13 protein-coding genes are annotated in these 21,556 nt (G+C 55.9%); 12 read left to right on the top strand and 1 reads right to left on the bottom strand.

Features of this window, described 5'->3' with window-relative positions; genetic code table 11:
- Positions 1-924: 924 nt before the first annotated feature.
- The 12 genes from HY788_09245 (at position 925) to HY788_09190 (ending at position 19,895) form a co-directional block, all read left to right on the top strand.
- Positions 925-1,821 (top strand): FAD-dependent oxidoreductase, encoded by an 897-nt coding sequence (locus HY788_09245; protein ID MBI4774347.1) that lies wholly within the window; start codon positions 925-927, stop codon positions 1,819-1,821.
- Entirely contained in the window at positions 1,793-2,128 is a 336-nt protein-coding gene (locus HY788_09240; GenBank protein ID MBI4774346.1) for a hypothetical protein, read from the top strand. The genes HY788_09245 and HY788_09240 overlap by 29 nt, the downstream gene beginning before the upstream one ends.
- Before the next feature lie 60 nt (positions 2,129-2,188).
- A complete protein-coding gene (locus HY788_09235) occupies positions 2,189-4,009 on the top strand; it encodes a DUF1566 domain-containing protein (protein ID MBI4774345.1) in 1,821 nt (606 codons plus the stop codon).
- Between the two features lie 206 nt (positions 4,010-4,215).
- Entirely contained in the window at positions 4,216-7,464 is a 3,249-nt protein-coding gene (gene recC, locus HY788_09230) for an exodeoxyribonuclease V subunit gamma (protein ID MBI4774344.1), read from the top strand.
- Positions 7,437-11,084: an exodeoxyribonuclease V subunit beta gene (gene recB / locus HY788_09225; GenBank protein MBI4774343.1), complete on the top strand. Its 3,648-nt coding sequence runs from the start codon at positions 7,437-7,439 to the stop codon at positions 11,082-11,084. Before recC ends, recB begins: the two co-directional genes overlap by 28 nt.
- Positions 11,033-12,973, top strand: coding sequence for an exodeoxyribonuclease V subunit alpha (gene recD / locus HY788_09220; protein ID MBI4774342.1), 1,941 nt, complete (start codon positions 11,033-11,035; stop codon positions 12,971-12,973). The genes recB and recD overlap by 52 nt, the downstream gene beginning before the upstream one ends.
- 156 nt (positions 12,974-13,129) lie before the next feature.
- On the top strand, positions 13,130-15,079 hold the full coding sequence (locus HY788_09215; GenBank protein ID MBI4774341.1) for a chemotaxis protein CheW: 1,950 nt from the start codon (positions 13,130-13,132) through the stop codon (positions 15,077-15,079).
- Positions 15,080-15,396: 317 nt separating this feature from the next.
- Positions 15,397-15,804: a hypothetical protein gene (locus HY788_09210; GenBank protein ID MBI4774340.1), complete on the top strand. Its 408-nt coding sequence runs from the start codon at positions 15,397-15,399 to the stop codon at positions 15,802-15,804.
- Positions 15,805-16,348: 544 nt separating this feature from the next.
- A complete protein-coding gene (locus HY788_09205; GenBank protein MBI4774339.1) occupies positions 16,349-16,681 on the top strand; it encodes a DUF2318 domain-containing protein in 333 nt (110 codons plus the stop codon).
- 2 nt (positions 16,682-16,683) lie between these two features.
- Positions 16,684-17,841: an ABC transporter permease gene (locus HY788_09200; GenBank protein ID MBI4774338.1), complete on the top strand. Its 1,158-nt coding sequence runs from the start codon at positions 16,684-16,686 to the stop codon at positions 17,839-17,841.
- A 10-nt stretch (positions 17,842-17,851) separates the two neighbouring features.
- A complete protein-coding gene (locus HY788_09195) occupies positions 17,852-18,604 on the top strand; it encodes an ABC transporter ATP-binding protein (GenBank protein MBI4774337.1) in 753 nt (250 codons plus the stop codon).
- A gap of 373 nt (positions 18,605-18,977) precedes the next feature.
- Positions 18,978-19,895: a tetratricopeptide repeat protein gene (locus tag HY788_09190; protein MBI4774336.1), complete on the top strand. Its 918-nt coding sequence runs from the start codon at positions 18,978-18,980 to the stop codon at positions 19,893-19,895.
- A gap of 23 nt (positions 19,896-19,918) precedes the next feature.
- Here the strand turns inward: HY788_09190 and HY788_09185 are convergent, their stop codons facing one another.
- Positions 19,919-21,469, bottom strand: a complete 1,551-nt coding sequence (locus tag HY788_09185) for a HAMP domain-containing protein (protein MBI4774335.1) — start codon at positions 21,467-21,469, stop codon at positions 19,919-19,921.
- Positions 21,470-21,556: the final 87 nt, after the last annotated feature.

Below are 21,556 nucleotides of genomic sequence, written 5' to 3'. Positions count from 1 at the left end.
ATAGGGGCATACCACATTGCGTACCCCTCTTCCTTCAGGGGATGCCTGAGGATTGGCACATCCGGACATCGACGGTCTCCCAATATCGAAGAATGAAAAAACCGCCTAGCTTAGCGCCCCGAACGAAGTAAGTATATAGTGAGTCGGAATCGTTGTCCAACGAAAAATGTATTGTGATGTAATTCAATATCTAGATTTCTTAAAACATCTCCCTTGTTACTCGGAGCCGGTAACAGAGGTCTCAAGATACCGATTGAATCCGTGTTCAGTCCTTTCGCGCCTTGAACAAAGTTGCACGCGGACGCCGTCCGAAATCAGTCGCGATATCTTCCCCTATTACGCACGAACGCCCATGATATCTAAGTATTGAGCCATAACGGCATTGGCTTCGGGAACGCTCTCGACAACTAGCCGAACCATGAATCCGCTTGGCGAAGGATGCGATTTCTCCGGCTCGTCCGGCCTGCGCGGCGCCTCCCCACTCCGGTCTCGTGCTGACTACAATACGCCTGAACTCTTTCCCGAGTCCGCCCGAGGAACCTGCCGTTTTGTCAGCGGCTCAATCGGGCTCCGGGAATGCTACTCGCCTGGCGAGCCTGACGATCCGCCGTCATACGAAAGCCTGTCGTGACTATTGCATATCTCCGGAAACAAGGATACAGTGTTGACGTTTTAGTCTTGGCGCGTGAGGTTCTTCCTCGGCGTAAAACGCGGCTGGAATCCGGCCCCTGCGGCCCCAAGCCGCGGCCGAGGAGCACCAACCGGAACCGGGCGCATCCGTTTCAGAACATCCCCTGGCCGGGTCGCGGTCCGGGAAACCACGCGCGATACGAACACCGTTCGAATCCGATGAACTTCGTCAAGACTCAAGAAGAACAACGCACCATAGAAACACCGGACAAAAGAACCACCCAGGAGAACACCATGGCAGAACGAGTCGTTGTGGTCGGCGGGGGGGCAGGCGGTCCGAGCGCCGCAGCCAAGGCAAAACGACTAAAGCCGGACCTCGATATCCATATCATCGAGGCGGGACCCCACGTTTCCTATGCGGCGTGCCCGACCCCCTACTACATCGCGGATATGATCGCTACGCCGGAAGAGATCATCGCCCGAACGCCGGAGGAGTTCGAAAAGTCGGGTATACATGTTCATCTGAACACGGCCGTCGAAGAATTGGATTTCAATCAAGGAACGGCCCTGGACTCCAGAGGAAAAAGGTGGTCTTTCGACAAGTTGGTATACGCGGCCGGCGCCTCATCCATCCTCCCCGATATTCCGGGGGCGCATTCGGGAAGGATCTTCGCCCTGAAAAGCCTCCAGGACGCCATCCGAATAAAGACTTTCATTGAAACTCGTAAGCCGAAGTCGGTTATTATTCTCGGGGCAGGTTTTATAGCCCTGGAGATGTGCGAGGCGTTCCGGCTTCGGGGGCTGGATACCACGGTGTTGTATCGGGGTAATCTGCCCGCGAAGCGAATGGGTGAAGAGCTATCCAAGATCGTTCTCGACGAAATGAAAGCAAACGGCGTGCGATTCGTTCCCGGTGTCGAGCCGGCGGCTATCGTGGAAGAAGCCGACCGGCTGCGGGTCGAAACCAAGGACGGCGTCTTTTCCGCTGATATGGTGCTGGCTGCGCTGGGTGTTCACCCTGGTGTCGCGGCAACCGGAGTTTGTTCCTCTTGGAGACGTGGCGAACAAACAGGGCCGGGTGGCCGGAGCAAATATCGGCGGAGAAGCATCCGAATTTCCAGGCGTGGTAGGATCCTGGTGCTTCAAGTTCTTCGAGCTGGAAGTGGCTTATACGGGTCTGAACGAGGTTGAAGCACGCAGGGCGGGATTTCACCCCGTCAGCGGGTTTGTGACCGTACAATCCAGGGCCACGGCCTATCCGGGAGCCAGTCCGATTCACATCCGGCTGGTAGCGGATCGCCCCACCGGCAGGTTGCTGGGCGCACAGATGGTGGGGAAAGAGGGAGCGGTAGGCCGCACCAATGTGGTCGCCGCATGTCTGCATCGCCCCACTCCGCTCGAAGAACTGGCGCTCATGGATTTGTGCTATGCGCCTCCGTTTTCGCCGTCCTGGGACCCTCTTCATATCGCGGCCCAGGAGTGTTTAAAGAAATTTTAAATGTTCTTTTATAAAGTTGAAGCCTTTCAGCCGAGTCCACTGCGCCAAAGGAGTACCCCGATGAAAGCGAAACTCATTTTCATCCTGCTCACGTATGCTTTGTTCGCCTTGCTGACGGGGTGTGAAAAACGAGAAGCGCTGCCTCCTGCATCCAAGAAACCCAAGCTGCTGGTGGTCCCATTGGCCGGTGGGTCCAATCTCGCCCCCGGATTCCACGATAGTCTGAACCGAAGTATTCAGTATGCATTGGCGAATCTTCAACGGTTCGACATTGTCAAACCCAGGGAGACAAAGTGCGCCGAAGAGGACCTCGGCTGCGTTCTTCGGGAGACGCACGTGGACCATGTTGTGGGTTGGAAACTCTACAAGAGCGGTATCTGCTACCATCTTATGATGGAGCATTACACCGGCAACCAGGACACTCCAGACTCGCTGGATCGGAATATTGTCATTGACGACTATATCGTGGATCCGCGGAGATGCATCGAACGTAGTCCGGATTATGACCCGCTCAATTTCGTGAAAGAAAACGTACTTGAAACCATGGGCAACGATCGGTTGGCCAAACTGAGGGGTTCACTCTCCTCTTCGCTTTTGCTCCTGCCGGTGGATACAGGTTCCGGATTCGATCTGCCGGCGCGTCAGGTTTCGGACGGAGTGGCGAGCGCGCTCGCGGCTATGGGCTTCTCGAACGTGCGGATGTTAACAGAGGCCGAGTCTTCGGCCGGCGTAAAAGCCGCGAGTTCTCTCTGCGCGTCTCTGGAGCAATATCGAGCCGCCGAAGGGTTGGAGGTCCGACTGGACCAATGTGGGAAGGTCTACATGGCTACCCTTTCTCATTGTCTCAGACGCTCCAGCGGTGCTTGCGAAATCGAGGAGACCAAAAAATGTATGAGCCTGGGGCCGATTGAAGGCCCTGAAGGTTGCTGTTTAACCGGAGTCAATGAGCAGAGTCTCGCCAACCTGATTACGGATAACGCCGTCGGTCTCATTACGGGCGGGGGTGAGTTCGCCCGGTATATCGCTAAGAAAGATCATACATTCCAACGGCAAGCGCAGGTTCCCGAGGTAACTCCTTCCGATTTGGTTGCGGGAAGATTCCATGTTGACGGCGATCTGGTATATGATTACCGCCTCGGATTGATATGGTGCAAGAGGTCGAAGACGGATGCGAGGTACACCAGGAATGACGCCATGGGTTACGCCGAGAAGGTCTTCAGCGTGCAAGGCTACAAGAACTGGAGGCTTCCCTCGCCATTGGAAATGCAAAGCTTGTACTATGACGCTCCGGATCGTCAGAAACGAACCAACTATTCGAAAACCAGCGAGAGGCCTCGTCCCACCCTGTTGAATCCCATCTTTGAATACCCTCCCGGAGCCTACTGGATGGCAGGCGCTCGAGTGTCGGCGAGCGTGATTCTGGAGGAAGTGCTGGCAGGAGAAAAGAATTCCTGGCTTGTGAGCAATACGCGGGAGCACGCCCGGCTGTTTCCCGTAAAGCCATTTCCTAAAGAAGCTAGAACCCGGTACGCTGCTCTCATGGGTCAGGTTGCTCCGATACCTCTGCGATTCACGGTTTCGTTTATCGGGGGGACGAAGGAAATCGATTCTGCCGCGGAATTCCTTACTCTAACCACCGGGAAACAAGTTGCGGCTTTTGGCCTCGAGAACTGGCTGGAAGAGCATAACCGGACGGGTGTTTCGTTTCACCTTCACGGGACCGAAGCCGGCATGGGGGACTTGTTGAATTACCTGGTATCCAACAATGCGCTGGGCGTGATTCACGATAATTCACTGTACCTGATTACATCGGCGGCAAATGCAACTCCTCGCAACAAAGGAGCCACCGTGGCCGCCTATCGGCGGCAACAGGGCCAGTAGAGAGCCATTCCGGATGTTCCCGATCGGCAGGAGTGCTGAGCCCGTTTGTCGCGGCGACCGGCGCCTCGGATGGTCGATCTTCGATCAAGAACGGGACCTCGGCCGCCCTCGGCCGGGCTATTTTCTCTTCAAGACACTCAGGGAACCCGGATTTGGAAGGGCGCCGGGGGGCAACAAGGTCGAACCAAGCGTGTCAAAACAATTCCATGCCGGGCCTGAACGTTTTTCTGAGTAATCGCCTGGAGAACCTGGTGTCCGCCCTGGCTGAGACACTGCGCGTTCCCTTGCCGTCTCCGCTGCGAACAGAAATGATTGTTGTCCAGAGCAAAGGCATGGAACGATGGGTGTCTTTGGAACTCGCCAAACGTCATCGTGTCGCTGCAAACCTGAGTTTCCCGTTTCCAAACGCTCTGATCGAGGTCGTCTTCCGTGTTTTTCTCGCAGACCCGGCCGAAGGATCTCCCTTCGAGCCCGAGGTCATGACCTGGAGAATCATGGAAGTCCTGAGCGATCCGCTTCGGAGACGACAATTTCCGGATCTGGACTCGTACCTCTCTGATGACGAAACCGGACTGAAACAACTGCAGATGTCGATTCGCATTGCGGATCTCTTTGACCAGTACCTGCTGTTTCGACCGGAGATGATCCTCAGGTGGGACAATGGAAGTGAACGCCATTGGCAGGCGGTTTTGTGGAGAGAAGTGGCCGCGGGTACGGACAGGTCCCATCGCGCAACGCAGAGGAACCGGTTCTTTCAACATCTCCACAGCCGGGAATTCATTCCCGGGTCGCTTCCTGAACGGATTTCCGTTTTCGGCATCTCCTACCTGCCGCCTTTTCATCTCGATATCTTGCGTGGACTTGCGTCAACGGTTCAAGTGAACCTGTTTCTTATGAACCCGACCGGAGAATACTGGGGAGACATCGTATCCGAACGCGAGATGCGTCAATATACCGTTTTCCCTTCCGAATCCGGCCCGTTGCATCTGGAAGAGGGAAATAGTCTCCTTGCGTCGTTAGGCCGGCGCGGGAGAGCGTTCTTCTCGCTGGTTTCCGAACTCGAAGATTCAACGGAACTGGAAGATTTTGAGGATCCGGGGGAGCGAAGCATACTCGCGTGCGTTCAATCCGATATTCTCCACCTCCGCAACCGCTACTATGAGCAATGCCGGCTTTCGTTTGACGTGGAATCGGACCGTTCGATCGAGTTTCACTCTTGCCACGGCACTATGCGCGAGGTAGAGGTCCTTCACGACCACCTGCTCGGGATGTTTGACGAGAAGCCCACGCTGGAACCCCACCACATCATGGTAATGACCCCGGACGTAGAGGTCTATGCCCCATTCGTACGGGCCGTTTTCGGGGCTCCGGAAAACGAGTCTTTGCGAATACCATTTCGAATAGCCGATCAGAGTCTTCGAAAGGAAGGGCTCCTGGCGGAACCCTTCCTTTCCATCCTCGATCTGGCCGCCGGCCGGCTCGGAGCAACGGATGTGCTTTCCATTCTTGAAGCTCCTGCGGTCCGGCGAACGTTCGGTCTATCCGAATTGGATGTAGACCTGATCCAACGTTGGATAGAGGAAACGCACATAAAATGGGGCGTGAGTGCTTCGGAACGAGCCGGAATGGGGCTGCCTGCAATTCCGGAGAACACCTGGTCCGCCGGGCTGGATCGCTTACTACTAGGGTACGCCATGCGCGGAGAAGGCCGGCGGATGTTTGACGGCATTCTTCCCTTTGACGGCATCGAAGGCGGTGAGGCCATCGTTTTGGGTTCTTTCGTAGAATTCATGGATCGGATATTCCAATGGCGGATGGCGCTGGGAAACCCGCATAACCTCAGCGAATGGGCGGAGATGCTTGAAGGGATTCTGGACGATTTTTTTGAACCCCGAGACGAAAACGAATTCGAGATGCGGATGCTTCGACGCCTCATCTCGAGCCTCACTGAAATGGAGGATCGATCCGGCTTCTCCGGGACGGTCGCGGTTGAAGTCGTACGATCCTATCTGAAGCGGGCTTTCGAACGCGAGGGCTTCGGCCTGGGGTTCCTGGCCGGAGGCGTCACGTTCTGCTCCATGCTGCCCATGCGCAGCATTCCTTTCAGAGTGGTCTGTCTCTTGGGCATGAACGATGACTCCTTTCCAAGGAAATCGAGCGTGCTCGGCTTCGATCTTATGGCCAAGGCTCCCAGGAAAGGAGATCGTTCCCGCAGGGAGGATGACCGCTATCTGTTCTTGGAGGCGATCCTCTCCGCACGAGAGAAACTCTATATCAGTTATGTGGGTCAGAGCATTCGAGACAACAGTAAGATCCCGCCGTCCGTAGTGGTCAGTGAACTGTTGGATTACGTCAGGCAGGGATTCCAGGCCCCCGGAAGAGAGGCGCCGAGCCGGTGGGTGTGCGAACATTCCCTTCAGGCGTTCAATTCCATGTATTTCGATCCGGACGGGGACCTGCTCAGTTATTCGGAGGAAAATTGCGGCGCGGCTCGAAGTCTGAGAGCGCATGTCCCGCAGCCTTTTCGCTTCATTGCTTCGCGCTTGGACGATCCGGGAGAGGAATGGCGCGTCGTGGATGTGGAGCAGTTGTGTTCCTTCTACGCCAATCCCTGCAGATTCCTGTTGAAGCAGCGTTTGGGAGTGGCCTTGGATGAAGAACCCGCCTTGCTGGACGACCGTGAGCTTTTCGCTCTGGACCGCCTCGAGGAGTATGTCCTGAAGCAGGAACTAAACGAGGAGCTGATTTCGGGTGCGGACGCAGAGGCGTTTTTTGCCAGGGCCCGGGCTTCGGGGCGTCTCCCTCACGGGGCGGCCGGAATCTGTGAGTACGATCGGGTGGAGAATGCCGCGTCCCGATTTTCGGAAAGACTGAGACCGATCGTGGAACTCGGCGCCCTGGCTCCAGTTGAAGTGAATGTACCCTTGGCGGGATTCCGGCTTACAGCCCGGATTGATCATCTCTACCCCGGAGCGCTGCTCCACGCACGATGCGCAAAGATCAAAGCACAAGACCGGCTGCGTATCTGGATTCATTATTTGGCGCTAGGCTCCTCCGCTCACTTCGATTCGTCCCGGAAGGGGATTCTGATAGGGGAGGACAAGACGTTTGTTTATCGGCCTCCAAATCAACCCGAGCGGATTCTGGAGACCCTGCTCTTAAGGTATTGGGAAGGACTTTGCAGGCCCATCCATTTTTTTCCTGAGGCCTCCCTCGCCTTTGCCGGAGCCGCGGCGAAAGATGGGAAAATGGGGGAAAATGCCTTGAAGGCCGCTCGGAGGGTCTGGGACGCTCCATGGCGTCCTGAGGCCGCCGACCGATATTACGAGCTATGCCTCCGCGATTCCACTCCTCTTGACAACGAGTTCGAGCAGTTGTCCCAGGAACTTTTCGGCCCCTTGCTGGAACGTCAGGAAGAACACAGTCTATGGGAAACGTTAGAAATTTCGACTTGATGGGCGTACCGCTATCAGGGACCAACCTGATCGAAGCCAGCGCGGGCACGGGCAAGACTTTTGCCATCGAGGGGCTTTTTCTCCGGCTGATCATCGAAAAACGACTTTCAGTCCACCAGATTCTTGTGGTCACGTTCACCGTGGCGGCGACGGAGGAACTTCGGGGTAGAATCCGTAGGAGGCTGATCGAGGCCAGGAAAGCGTTTCAAATCGGGGAGGGAGAGGACGAGCTTCTGCGTAAGCTGACGGAAAACCATCTCGGAAATGTGGATGATGTCATCCACCGACTGACCGGCGCGATCAACGACTTCGATGAATCGGCGATTTTCACCATTCACGGGCTGTGCCAGAGGATACTTCGAGAGAATGCGTTTGAAAGCGGCAGCCTGTTCGATGCGGAAATGATCCTGGACCAGGAGACTCTTAAAAGACAAATCGCCGAGGACTTCTGGCGGAAGCACTTCTACGATGCACCCGTCGAACTGGTCCGATATTTTATGGGAAAAGGGATATCCGCGGACACGTTCCTGAAACTCGGCCACACTTCCATAGGGTGTCCGGATTTGAGGGTCATCCCCGACGTGACTCCGCCCCCAATACATAGCATGTCGGAATTGCTCTCCGGCGTTCGAGAAAGCCATGGGAGCCTGAGGCGGACATGGCTATCGGAAAAGGGCGAAATCGAACGGCAACTCCGGAACTCGGACCTGAGTGCTCGAAGCTATAATGAGACTCAAGTTTCCAGATACCTGGCCGATTTGGATTCTTATCTGGAACAGAAGGGCCCGATGCCGTCGGCCTCGATCGAATCTTTTTCCAAGTTCACCACCGATACCCTGAAGAGAGCCACGAAGCAAAAGGGGCGGTCACCCGACCACCGGTTCTTCGTGCAGTGCGATCGGCACGAGGCGTTGGTCAAGCAGGCCGAGGCAACCCTGGATCGCTATTTGATGTTCTTGAAAAGCGCTTTCTTACGCTATCTCAAAGCCGAGTTGCCGACAAGAAAAGAGAAACGAAACGTCCAACATTTTGACGATTTGTTGCTCAAGGTCCGGGCTGCGTTGAACCGGGAGGGCGATTCACGACTCGCGGGATCTCTCAGGAAGAAATACAAGGCAGCGCTGATCGATGAGTTTCAGGATACGGATCCGATCCAATATGCCATCTTTGACTCCGTTTTCGGTACGAGGGATTCGATTCTGTTTCTCATCGGAGATCCCAAACAGGCTATTTACAGTTTCCGGGGAGCCGATCTGTTCGCCTATATGAAGGCGGCGTCGCACGTGGCGACCCGATACACGATGACCGAGAACTGGCGGTCGGAGCCGGGGCTGATTGAAGCTGTAAACGGCGTTTTCTCCAACGCTTCCGCTCCGTTCGTGTACGACGAGATTCCCTTTCATCCCGTTCGTCCGCCGGAAGGAAGAGTTCACGCGTTTCTGACGGTCGGCGGTCGAAGAGAGCCTCCGTTTTGGATCTGGTACGCGGATCCCGAGCGGGTCTCTTCTGAACGGAAAGTGATTTCAAAAGGTCTGGCTGGTGAAGTCATAAGCAGAGCCGTGGCCGGCGAGATCGCCCGTTTGCTGGAATCCGGGCGGCGGAAGAGGGCGCTTCTGGGCGATCGTCCGCTGCGGGAGAGCGACATTGCCGTGCTGGTCCGAAAACATACGGAAGCAGGTCTGATCCAGACCGCACTGAACGAGCTTGGAGTCCGGACCGTTATGCTGAGCACGGGAAATGTGTTCGAATCCCGGGAAGCGGAGGAACTGTGGCGTGTGCTGGTGGCGGTCTCCGAGCCGAGCGAACCGAGATTGCTCAAATCCGCCCTGGTGACGGACCTGATCGGTGTGCGGGGTGAAGAACTAGTGGATGCCGATTCGGAGAGACCTACTTGGCAGCACTGGGCTTCACGGTTCGAAACCTATCATGAATCATGGATGGAAGGCGGATTCATGAAGATGTTTCGTGGGCTGATCCAGGGCGAAGGCGTTCGAAAACGCCTGCTGTCCTACCGGGACGGCGAGCGGCGGCTGACGAACGTGCTGCATCTGGCGGAACTGTTGCAGAGGGAGGCTTCGGCCCGCAACCTGGGAATGAGGAACCTGCTGAAACGGTTCGCTGAGTTTCGGGAGGAAGGGACACCTCAGGACGAACATGAGCTTCGGCTCGAGAGCGACGAAGACGCGGTGCGCCTGCTGACGATGCACAAAAGCAAAGGGCTTCAATTTCCCATCGTGTTCTGCCCCTTTGCCTGGATGGGTTCCGAGAGCGGAGGTTCCGAGGTCCTGTTTCACGAAAAGCGGGACGATTCCTTTGACGTCGTTCTGGACATGGGATCAGACAAGATGGACCTGAGTCGGGCGTCGGCCTCCACCGAACTTCTGGCCGAAAACCTCAGACTGTTGTACGTCGGCCTGACGCGGGCCATAAACCGTTGTTATCTGGTATGGGGACGGTTCAACGGTGCTGAAACCTCGGCGCCTGCCTATCTGTTTCACCGGCCGGAGGCGCTGGACCCGGAATGCCTCGTGAAAGATCTGGGGGAGAAGTTCAAGCGATTGCAGGACCAGGAACTCGTCCGGCAAATCACGAGTCTTGCGGACAAAGCCGGGGGTAGCATCGCATGTGCGCCCATACCTTTGCAGGCGGAAACGGAATATGAACCGCGCGATCGGTTAGAAAAGCCGTTGGCGTGTTCGACGTTCAGAGGACGCATCCATACGGACTGGCGAATCTCGAGCTTTTCCTCTCTGATCTCGGACATAGCCGTCCGGTCCGAGTTTCCCGATCATGATGCCGGCTCGGAGGGCGGCGTCAAAGTTGTGGAAGGGGTCTATTCGGAAACGTCGGACACCCGGAGCGATCCGAACATGTTTCAATTCCCCAGGGGCGCGGAAGCGGGAAGCTGCATTCACGAGATTCTTGAGCAGGTGGATTACGCGAACCCGGATGAAGCCCTGAGAAGTGAACTGGTGAGGAGGAAGCTTTCCGAATACGAATTCGATGTGAAGTGGTGTGAGCCCGTATGCGCTATGATTCGGAACGTTCTCGAGGTGAATCTGGATCCGGAACGCCCGGAATTATCACTCTCGCGAGTAGGGCCGAGGGATCGAATCAACGAAATGGAGTTCTATTATCCGCTGAATCCCGTATCGGCGGATACACTGAAGGATCTGTTCAGATCCGGAACGGAGGACCTCGTTACGGATGAGGCCGCGCTGCACCTGGCGCGCCTTGATTTCAGGCCCGCCAGAGGGTTCATGAAGGGATTCATCGATCTGATATTCCGATTTGGCGGCCAGTACTATCTGGTGGATTGGAAAAGCAATTTTCTCGGCGGCAGGGTTGAAGATTATCACCGGCGAGCCCTCGAGTCGGTTATGAACGCCGAATACTACGTGCTGCAGTACCTGATCTATACGGTAGCCCTTGATCGGTACCTGAGCCTGCGCGTTCCGGACTACAGTTACGAGGATCATTTCGGCGGGGTATTCTACCTGTTCGTCCGCGGTATAGATATGAAACGGGGTCCTGAATTCGGGATTTACCATGGAAGGCCCTCTTCCGAATGGGTTCACGAAGCGTGTTCAACGCTGCTTCCAAGTGGAGAATCGAGTTGACCTCGAATTATGAAGGACTCGAACGGCTCCGGAGCGAAGGCCGACTGGAAGATATCGATCTCCATTTCGCCCGGTTTTCGGCGGGCAGATGCAGGACCGCGCATTTCGAAGTAGCCCTTGCGGCCGCGCTGCTGAGCGCTTATACGAGGAACGGACACATTTGCATCCATCTGGATGCGTTGGCCGGAAAGCCATGGCCCGCGGACGAGGCGGAAGGAGTCGCTGTGTTGTGTCCGGACAGGTCCACATGGGAACAAGCGCTCCGCGCGAATCCGGTAGTGGGAGAACCGGGAGGTTTCACACCTCTGATCCTGGATGAACGGTCGAGACTCTATATGTGCCGTTACTGGGAATACGAGAGGAGTCTGGTGAAAGCGATCCTGTCGCGGGTTTCAGCTCCCCTCGAGTGCTTGAACCCTTCAGCCCTGCGCGGCTCGCTTTCCCGCCTTTTCCCCGAAAGAGCGGAACACGGCACGGATTGGCAGAAGGTGGCCGCGGCAACGGCCGCGATGAAGCGCTTTTGCGTCATATCCGGGGGGCCCGGCACGGGAAAGACCACCACCGTGGCAAGAATCATGGCTTTGTTGCAGGAGCCGGCCGTCGGTTCTCCCTTGCGGATTGTCCTGGCGGCGCCCACGGGCAAGGCGGCTGCTCGCCTCCAGGACGCCATAGCTGAAACCAAAAGGAAGCTGCCCTGCAAAGACGAAGTGCTGGAGGCCATTCCGGAACACGCGTCAACTGTTCATCGCCTGCTGGGCGCCATCCCGGGCTCCCCCGATTTCAAGCATGACGAGAAAAGACCCCTGACCGCCGATCTCGTGATCGTAGACGAAGCATCCATGGTCGATCTTCCGCTCATGGCCAAGCTTTTTCGTGCGCTGCCGGCCAAAGGGCGTGTGATTCTGCTGGGTGACAAAGACCAGCTTGCATCCGTGGAAGCGGGCGCCGTATTGGGCGACATTTGCTCGAACGACCGGAGTCATCGTTTCTCCAGGGAATTCTCGGAATGCCTCGAAACCTTGGCGGATATACACGTCGACGCCTCTGACATGGAGGACAGACCTTCCGGCCTTCAGGATTGTATTGTGCACTTGAAGAAGAATTACCGTTTTGACAGTGGAGGCGGGATTGCCGGGGCCGGTGCATCCGTGAACGAAGGACGCGGTGAAGAGCTGGTACGGACCCTGGCCGGGGGCGGCTTTGATGACTTCCGATGGCGGGACTTGCCTTCGTATGCCGCATTCGAGAGGGAACTGAAGCCTTCCATACTGGAAGGCTACTCGTTGTATCGAGAGGCCTTAGGATCGATTCGGCGAAACGGGATTTCGGATGAACTGGTTCGGAAGACGTTCGAGGCATTGGACCGGTTTCGGATCCTCTGCTCCCTTCGAGAGGGCCGGTTTGGAGTAAATAACCTGAACAGACTGTCCGAGAAATTTCTCTCCGAGGACGGTGTAATTGACCCGAAGGGAAGATGGTATTCAGGAAAACCGATTCTGATCACAAGAAACGACTACAGAAATCATCTGTTCAATGGAGACGTGGGTGTTGTTTTGGAAAACCCGAAAGCCGGCCCGGGCCTGACAGCCTGGTTTTCTCATCAGGAAGAAGGTGTAAGGGCCTTCGCGCCGGCTCGACTGACGGAGCATGAAACCGTTTTCGCCATGACCGTACACAAGAGCCAAGGATCGGAGTTTGATCGGATTCTAATGCTCCTGCCTGACAGGGACGCCCCGGTTTTAAGCCGTGAATTGCTGTATACGGGAATTACTCGTGCACGGAAGCATGTGGAGATCTGGGGAGCGCGCGACGTGTTTTGCTCCGCGTCCTCGAGGCGGATAGAGAGGGTTTCGGGCTTGCGGGACGCTCTGTGGACGCATGGGTCCTAACAGCAGAGGACATCCGTCTCGAGAGCTTTCCATCGGTTCGAAGTGGGTACAAGCATTCGTTTCCGTCGATTTCCCTAGTGTCATCGTCTTGCTTTAGGGACGGTACGGACCTGATCATGGTCGTAATATAAGCCTACTAGAAGGGAGCCAATCGTTATGGCAGTCGATCCCAACATCAAGATCCTTGTGGTCGAAGATTCAAAGATTACGCGTAAAATGGAAGTCAAGGCGCTGAAGGAGGTGGGCTTTGACAACGTAGCGGAAGCGGATGACGGACTGGACGCTGTTGAAAGGTTGAAAGTCCAGCCGGATGTCGGTTTGATCATCAGCGACTGGAACATGCCCAATATGGACGGCTATGAGCTGCTGGTGTGGGTACGCGGCAGCGAGAACTTTAAAAATATCCCTTTCATCATGGCTACGGCGCGTGGAGAAAAGAAGCAATCGGAAACAGCGGTACAAGCCGGTGTCAGCGACTTCCTCACCAAACCGTTCAGTCCGCCCGAGCTGAAAGCCGTTATAGAATCCGTTTTTGCTCCGAAGGATGGCCGCGAGGCCGAAGCGGGTGTCGGCCGAAGGGAAGTACGCATAGCCGCTTCCGGAAAGCTGATGCTCAATGTAGCCCACATTCAGATCACCGATCACCTGACACTCGGCGTCCTTAAGCACCTGATTCAGACAGAGAAGCTGCGTTCGGATTCTTTTGAACTCGAAACCGTGTGCATGCCGAGTTGGAACCCCGTTCAGCGCGCGCTGGAGAAAGGTGAAGTGGACGCTGCGTTCGTTCTGGCTCCTATTGCAATGGATCTTTTCGCATATGGCGTACCCCTGAAATTGATTCTTCTGGCCCACAAAAACGGCAGTATCGCGGTGCAAGGGAAAAAAGGAGCGGCAGGCGGTCAGGCGGCGCTGAAGGAAGGGTTCAAGCAGAAGACGTTCTATATACCGCATGAATTGTCCATTCACCACATGCTTTCTCACATGTTTCTTCGCGCCATAGGCTTGAGCCCGGGCTCCGTCGGACGGGGCGATTTCGACGTGTTTTTCGAGGTGGTGCCGCCTGTGAAGATGCCCGAGTTTCTGGGAACCAATCCGGACGCCTGCGGGTTTATGGTGGCCGAGCCTCTGGGCACGAAAGCCATTGCCGAAGGCAGCGCCCAACAACTCTTTCTGTCCGGCGAGCTCTGGTCGAATCATCCCTGTTGCGTGGTGGCCATGAGGGACGAAGTCATCGCCTCTCACCCGACGGCTGTACAGGAATTTGTCGGCGCCCTGGTGGAAGCGGGTCGTTTCATCGCTCAGAAACCGGAAACCGCGGCGGAAATCGGCGTCTCTTTTCTGGATCCCAAGGGACTGCTGGGACTGAAAGTACCGATCCTTAGAAATGTCCTCAAAGAAGCGCAAGGCATCCGAACCGATGATCTGTTTCCCGTTGTCGAAGATCTCGATCGGATTCAAGACTACATGGTGAACGAAATCGGCGTCGGCTCCAGGATAAACCTCGAGAAATTCGTGGACCTGAGATTCGCGGAGGCTGCCTGTGGAGGGTCTTTGCAGAGATCGATGCTTCATGACGTTTCGTCGATCATCGCCAATCTCTCGACCCGGACAAAGGAGGAACGTTCGGGCAAGGCCATGCTGGGCATCGAGGGGAAATATCTGACGTTCAAGTTGGACTCCCAGGAATACGGCCTCGGGATCCTGTCCGTGAAGGAAATCATTGGCGTGATGCCGATAACGACGATACCCAAAACGCCTTCCTTTGTTAAGGGCGTCATCAATCTCCGCGGAAAAGTGATCCCCGTTTTGGATCTGCGGCTCAAATTCGGATTGGCGGAACTCGGATACAATGAACGTACCTGTATCATTGTGATCGAGATAAATGGCCGATCCGGGACCATCCATTCGGGAATCATCGTGGACTCGGTCTCCGACGTATTAAGCATCAAAGCGGAGGATACGGAGGAAGCGCCCATGTTCGGAGTCGGCATCGATACGAGCTACATTCTTTCGATGGCTAAAGTGGACGGGGGGGTGAAGATAATGCTGGATACCGATCGGCTGTTCAGTGATACGGAGTCCCGAGGCCTGGCCGCCGTGGCATGATGAAGCTCGCCCGCTCAATGGCGTATCGGGCCGCGGACCGAGGCGTGCAACAGTCTTGGGCCTGTATTCATCGACCCGGAGCCGGTGAGGGAAAACGGATGTTTCATCGACCAGGCGCGTGGAGCGGCGCTTCCCGGCGATACGATCGGACGATCCTGTTCCGGGAGACGGGTGGAAAGAGTTTTTGCTCTGATTGACAATAGACGGGATGTGGGCCGGGCCGTTGGTCCTTTGTGCTGAACAAGACGGTTCATCGATTGACAAGCCATAGGTATGGCGTTATTTTGTTAGTACTAACTTTTGACTGAAAGGCTGCCGTGATACGGAGACGCTTTCATAAAACGGTGGGATTGGCGATCGCCGTGCTTTTTCTGATCGCAGGAGTGGCTCCTGCGAGCGCCGCTTGCCCTGCGGGGTGTTGCGGGATGCCGGAAGGTATGGTCGATCCCCATGCCGGTGCGTCGCGCTTCGAACGCCAGGGGTGCTGCGCGAACACGGGTGCGATGTTTGGCTGCCATATGGAAGACAGGCCCGAGGAAGCACGGCAGTCGATGGCTATTCATGCCGCGCGGCTAATTGATTCGCCCGTTACGGCGGCAATGATCGCGGCGGCCGATTCGGATCTCGACATGGTAGTTGAATCGGCATTCGCCTCATCCTGTCGGGAGGGTCCCAGAGCCGGCCCCGTTCCCGTGTTCCTCCTGAACCTCTCACTCCTCATTTGAGCTTCCACGGTTCCGGATCCGGCCTCGAATTTCGGCCGGAAACGGATACGCGCGCCTTTTTTCTCGCTTCACTTACGTAACAGATTGACGGGCTTCGTGGATATCGCTTCCGTTCAACGGTTGCGAAGAGCGCCATGGCCATTGCTCCTTGCATCCCAAGAACGAGTTCGTGAGCTGTTTCTCCATCGAGTCGGAAAAAACGACGATCTGATCTATCAAGAACTGCAAACGATGATTGCGTTTGAACATACTAATTTGGGAGATACTTATGTCTAAGAAAAGCTGCTGTGGAAACCATATAGATGCCCGGGATAAACGCGCCGCAAAAAAGGCCGCCGTCCTGGGAAACAATAAATCCAAGTCCTTTCGCTTGTTGCCCCTCGTCGTTCTGGCCGCAATAGCTCTTGGCGCCGGAGCCGCCTTTTTCACTGGAGCGGGCGATCGAAAACCTGTCGCGATTTCACCGGTGGCCCAGACGGCGGCTCAAACACAGACCGCATCCGGGGAGCCCGTTTCCGAGCAGGAGGTGGCCTATCCGGTTCAGATGTTCGAAAACGGGGAGGTCAAGCATTTCTCGTATCAGCACGGCGCATACAACATAAAATACTTCATCCTCAAAAGCTCCGACGGGGTTATCCGCGCCGCTTTTGATGCGTGCGACGTCTGCTGGCCGGCTGGAAAAGGGTACGTTCAGCAGGGTGACGAGATGATCTGCCGCAATTGCGGAAGACGCTTTGCTTCCGTCTTGATCAACGAAGTCAAAGGCGGATGCAATCCGGCGCCGCTTCACCGGCAGATTGTGGGGGACAATCTGGTGATCAAGGCGGCGGACATCCTCGAGGGAAAACAATATTTCGATTTCGCCGATAGGGGCTGATTATGACGTTGAGAACCATCGCGCTGTGCAACCTCAAACGCCGTAAAGCAAGAGCAGCGTTTGTGCTGGTAGGGCTCCTGGTCGGTGTTTCCTCCGTGGTGGCGTTTGTCAGCCTGGTGGACACCCTGACCATGGACATCAACCACAAACTGGAAAAATACGGGGCCAACATTCTGGTGCTCCCGAAAACCGAGAACCTCTCCCTCACGTATGGAGGTCTCTCTATAGGAGGGTTTTCGTTTGACATGCAAGAGCTCCGGCAAGAGGACCTGGGGAAAATTGTAACGATCAAAAATGCCGGGAACGTGGCCGCGGTCGGACCAATGGTATTGGGTCCGCTCCAAATACGCGGTCAGAACGTGCTTCTGGCAGGAGTGGATTTCGAGGTAGTGTCGTATCTGAGACCCTGGTGGAACGTACATGGTGAAATGCCGGTGGGACAAGGCGTGCTGGCAGGCTCGGAAGCGGCTCGGATCCTTGAAATTCGCCAGGGAGACCGGTTCGAGATCGATGGCCGGGAACTGATCGTTACGGGAATCCTGGAACCTACTGGATCGCAGGACGATCAGATCCTCTTCGCGCCGCTGAGCATGGCCCAGTCGATGTTGGGCAAAGAGGGGAAGATTTCCATGGCCGAAGTGGCCGCCCTGTGCGCGGGATGCCCTATTGAGGAAATGGTGAAACAGATTTCCGGTGTCCTTCCCGGCGCCAAGGTGATGGCCATCAAGCAAGTTGTGAAAGGTCGCATGGAAACACTGGGTCATCTTCGAAAAGTCGTGTACGGGCTTTCGGGTCTCGTCATGGCCGTGGGAGCTCTTGTTGTCCTGGTGACCATGATGGGCAGCGTGAGGGAACGTACTTCCGAGTTCGGCATCTTTCGCGCCATTGGTTACAAGAAGAGCCAGGTGATGCAGATCGTTCTGTTCGAGGCGGCGATCATTTCCGTATTGGCAGGCGTGCTGGGGTATATCCTGGGCCTCGCCGGTACTCGGTTCGCCATACCGTTCTTTACGGAAAGTCAGCACGTAGCGCTGCATTTCGATCCGGTATTGGCCGGGGGAGTTCTGTCGCTGTCGCTGGTTCTGGGCCTCGTTTCGAGCACCTATCCGGCGCTTCAAGCCGCTCGGATGGATCCCAACGAAGCCCTGAGAGCATTGTAGGAGAAGAACTATGAATACTATGCAAGCGGAGAATCTCGTCAAGCGGTACGGTGTCGGGGAAACGGCGGTTACGGCTGTAAGAGGAATCAACTTCGGCATGGAAGAAGGCGAATTCATCGCGATTATGGGTGAATCCGGTTCCGGCAAGTCAACCCTTTTGAGCATGCTGGGCGCTCTGAATACACCCACCGAAGGACGTTACCTGGTGGACGACATCGACGTATACGCCCTGGGTTCGGAACAAAGGGCGGAGTTCAGAAGGGAGTTCTTAGGATTCGTATTCCAGAGCTTTCACCTGATCCCGTATTTGTCCTTGATCGAAAACGTGATGCTGCCCGTGGCCACGATCCGAATGAGCGCCAGGCAAAAACGCGCCATGGCCGAAACGGCGCTCGATCGAGTAGGGCTGGCGGACAAGGCAAAACGATTGCCAAACCAGATTTCCGGAGGAGAACAGGAGCGGGCGGCCATTGCGAGAGCGATTGTCAACGAGCCTCCCCTCTTGCTCGCGGACGAACCCACTGGCAATCTGGATACAAAAACCGGCCGGGAAATCATGCGGCTGTTCCAGGGTCTCAACCGCGACGGAGTAACCATCATTATGGTTACGCACAGTCACGATGCGGCGGAGTATGCGGATCGCTTTCTCAGGATCTCCGATGGCCGGCTGACAGAAGACGAACGTCACGTGAAAACGTACGAGATCACGGGACAAGATCCATTTCCGGAGCACAAACCAATGGCGCGGTTCGCGCGCCTTTGAACGTATGTTTGTCCTCCTCCGGCCCTGGCGGCTGGATGAGGACTCATCTAAAGGCCGGACATGGTTTCTTAATCAACAGGGGGGATACAGCTATAACGGAATCCCCCTGTTCCATTCCCATTCCGTTTGGGTTGCTTTGGGACAAAGCGAACGAAGAAAGCGGCCTTACGCTTTTTCCATGGACCGATGAAAGGGCGAGGCCTCCGACATGGACAACTTGACGAACGGGGCTGATTCGTGCTTTGTTCCTGCCGTCTTCAGTTACTCCTGAAACGTTCGAACCACGCGAACGATGATCGTAGACAGAGATTGGGTCGCGAGGAGCATGTTCGAGCCCATGCGACAGATATAAGCAATTCGTAGAGGAAGACGGATGCGCTTGTTCCGGACAGAGTCTCTCATATGCTCACTGCTTGTGCTAGGCGTCGTGCTGCTCCTTTCATCGGGGGCGCAAGGCGAGGATCTTACGGCTGCGCCTTTTTTCAAGGAATACTCGAAGGCCGTGGACGCCTACAACCAGGGTCAACTGGCCAAAGCGGAATCACATCTTACCGCTTCCCTCGAGGATTATCCGAACGATTTGCTGGCCTGGAACCTGCTTGCTGAAGTGTATCAGAGAACGGGTAAGCACCAAAAGGCGCTGGAAGCCTACAACCAGGTGGAGCGGCTCTACCCCGGATGGCCCAATACGCGGCGCCGGATGGCCTACTTATACGAGCGGACGAATGATCCCCAGTCGGCGCGGAAGATCTATCTCGAACTGCTCGGCACGGAGCCGAACGACGCCGAACTCTGGCAGCGTCTGACCGACCTCCTGCTTCGGAGCAACGAGGAAAACGAGGCCATGCACACTCTGGAAAAAGCCGTCAAAACGGTCCAATCCAAAACGCTCGTTCGAACGCTCGCCACGCTGTATTTCAACCGGAAGGAATATGAAAAAGCCGAGCCCTTGTTTCTGGATCTGGCCCGAACGGAACCTCGGGAAGCCCCGGATTCCTATTGTCTGGGTGTTATTGCCCACGGTCGGGGAAATCAAACCGATGCCATCAATCGGTTTCACGAGGCATTGGCTCTGCGTCCGGACTATTTCGATGCCTGCTACAACCTGGGCGTTTTGTTGAAACAGGGCAAACGGTACCCGGAAGCCCTGACCACATTTGAAACGTGCTCGAAGATCGAGCCGAAGAATAAGGACGTCTATCGCCAATTGGGACAGATCTGCGAAGAAAATATCATGGATATGGAAAAAGCCAACGCCTACTTCGAAAAGGCCGGAGGAAGGACACCCTAGCCGAGGGCTAGGTGCGTGAGGCATCAAAACAATCGAAAGATCTCCAAGGGTTCGGTTTTGCCTCGAACCATCGTGGAGGGCAGTTTCTTCAGGTCAAACTCTTCATTCAATCCCGCCCGCGTGGCGGCGCTGACGAGAATATCCGTGTCAAACTGCTTGTTGAGTCCCTGTATACGGGAGGCCACGTTGACCGTGTCGCCCACGAGGGCATAGGAAAGACGTTCGGGACTTCCAATATTGGCGGCCAGAACTCTTCCCGTATGAACGCCTATGCCGTGATTGATCCCCCGGTGTCCGCGCTGATTCAGTTCCGAATTGAATAGCGTCAACCTTCTCCGCATTTCCAGGGCTGCCTTGACCGCCAACTGCTGATGATCCTGCCTGGCGATGGGAGCGCCGAAAACCGCTTCGATTTCGTCCCCGATAAACTGCAGAATGAGTCCCCCATGTTGCCGTATGGCCTCGGCCATTTCCCCGAAGTAGCCATTGATGATCCTGACCACTTCCCGGGGAGGCGTAGCCTCGACAAATCCTGTAAAGCCCCTGATGTCGGAGAAAAGGACCGTGGCTTCCCTCAGTTCGCCGTCCAATGGAATGCGACCCTCGAGGATTTCATCCCTGATTTCCCTGGTGACGTACTTGCCGAAGGTCTCCTTGATGAAGTCCCGTTCCCTCAGCCCTTCCGTCATGCGATTGATCATGTCGGCGGTGTAGCCTATCTCGTCGTTGGACGTCACACGCACTTTTCGATCGAATACACCTTGCTTGACCTCTTCGAGAGCTTTGGTGATTTCCGAGAGAGGTCGGGTGATGTTGATGGTGAGGAAGAACGCTAACGCAACGGAAAAAAGCAGGAAGACGAGTGTTTCGATCCATATGATCGACTGAGACGCCTGCAGGATTTCCTCGGGCGCGATCCTCCCGCTGACCGCCATGCGGTGTGAGAAATGAATGGTCAGATGAATGGCGCTCAAGGGAACGATGCTGCAGGCGAAGATGAGAGCCGCTAGACGGGTGCCGATCCGGATACGAAGCACGCCCGGAGTCGAGTGCAGATCCCCGGCCGGAAAGAAAAGAGGCGTCACTCTGTGCTGCAGAATGTGCTCGATGAGGAAGAAGGCAAACGTGACGGTGATTAAAGCCGTGACGATGGATCTGAAGGCAATGCCATACACCATATGTCTGGCCGCGGGATGGGTCCAGGCCGACGTTGAGAAGACGAGAGCGGCGACACACCAGATAGCAAAGTCAAGAACCACCGCGAAATAGGGCTCGTTCAGCAACCTCCGGCGAGCTGCGAGCTGTTCCTCGGATGGGACTTCCCGCTGTTCGTACATGGCCTTGAGATACCGGCGGTAGGGGAGTTCGTACCAGAAGGTGCCCAGGGCGCCGAACAGGAAGGCGAAAAACGGGAACACCATTCCCATCATGCGAAGAGCCGGGACGGCATCCCTTGCGCCCTGGGGTAACGCCGCACTGGTGACAAGCTCCACGGCGCCCCAACCCGCCAGATTGGCCACGAAATTCCCGAAGAACATGGCATTGCTTATGAACAGGAGCCGTGCTTTTCTCATATGCATGTTTCTGCCCCCCCAAAAGGTGCGCCTGTGGTGACGCCGCTGCAAAGAGAGTCTCGTAGTATACCCTTTTTCGTGCACGGG

It is taken from the genome of Deltaproteobacteria bacterium (assembly GCA_016208165.1).
In the GTDB taxonomy this organism is placed as follows: Bacteria; Desulfobacterota; Desulfarculia; order JACQYL01; family JACQYL01; genus JACQYL01.
This window is presented reverse-complemented; position numbering and strand designations above follow the sequence as displayed.

Bases quoted from the DNA above. Each gene is read 5' to 3' on its own strand.
- HY788_09245 (MBI4774347.1), top strand. From the start codon at position 925: ATGGCAGAACGAGTCGTTGTGGTCGGCGGGGGGGCAGGCGGTCCGAGC.
- HY788_09235 (MBI4774345.1), top strand. From the start codon at position 2,189: ATGAAAGCGAAACTCATTTTCATCCTGCTCACGTATGCTTTGTTCGCC.
- recC (MBI4774344.1), top strand. From the start codon at position 4,216: ATGCCGGGCCTGAACGTTTTTCTGAGTAATCGCCTGGAGAACCTGGTG.
- recB (MBI4774343.1), top strand. From the start codon at position 7,437: ATGGGAAACGTTAGAAATTTCGACTTGATGGGCGTACCGCTATCAGGG.
- recD (MBI4774342.1), top strand. From the start codon at position 11,033: ATGGGTTCACGAAGCGTGTTCAACGCTGCTTCCAAGTGGAGAATCGAG.
- HY788_09215 (MBI4774341.1), top strand. From the start codon at position 13,130: ATGGCAGTCGATCCCAACATCAAGATCCTTGTGGTCGAAGATTCAAAG.
- HY788_09205 (MBI4774339.1), top strand. From the start codon at position 16,349: ATGTTCGAAAACGGGGAGGTCAAGCATTTCTCGTATCAGCACGGCGCA.
- HY788_09200 (MBI4774338.1), top strand. From the start codon at position 16,684: ATGACGTTGAGAACCATCGCGCTGTGCAACCTCAAACGCCGTAAAGCA.
- HY788_09195 (MBI4774337.1), top strand. From the start codon at position 17,852: ATGAATACTATGCAAGCGGAGAATCTCGTCAAGCGGTACGGTGTCGGG.
- HY788_09190 (MBI4774336.1), top strand. From the start codon at position 18,978: ATGCGCTTGTTCCGGACAGAGTCTCTCATATGCTCACTGCTTGTGCTA.
- HY788_09185 (MBI4774335.1), bottom strand. From the start codon at position 21,469: ATGAGAAAAGCACGGCTCCTGTTCATAAGCAATGCCATGTTCTTCGGG.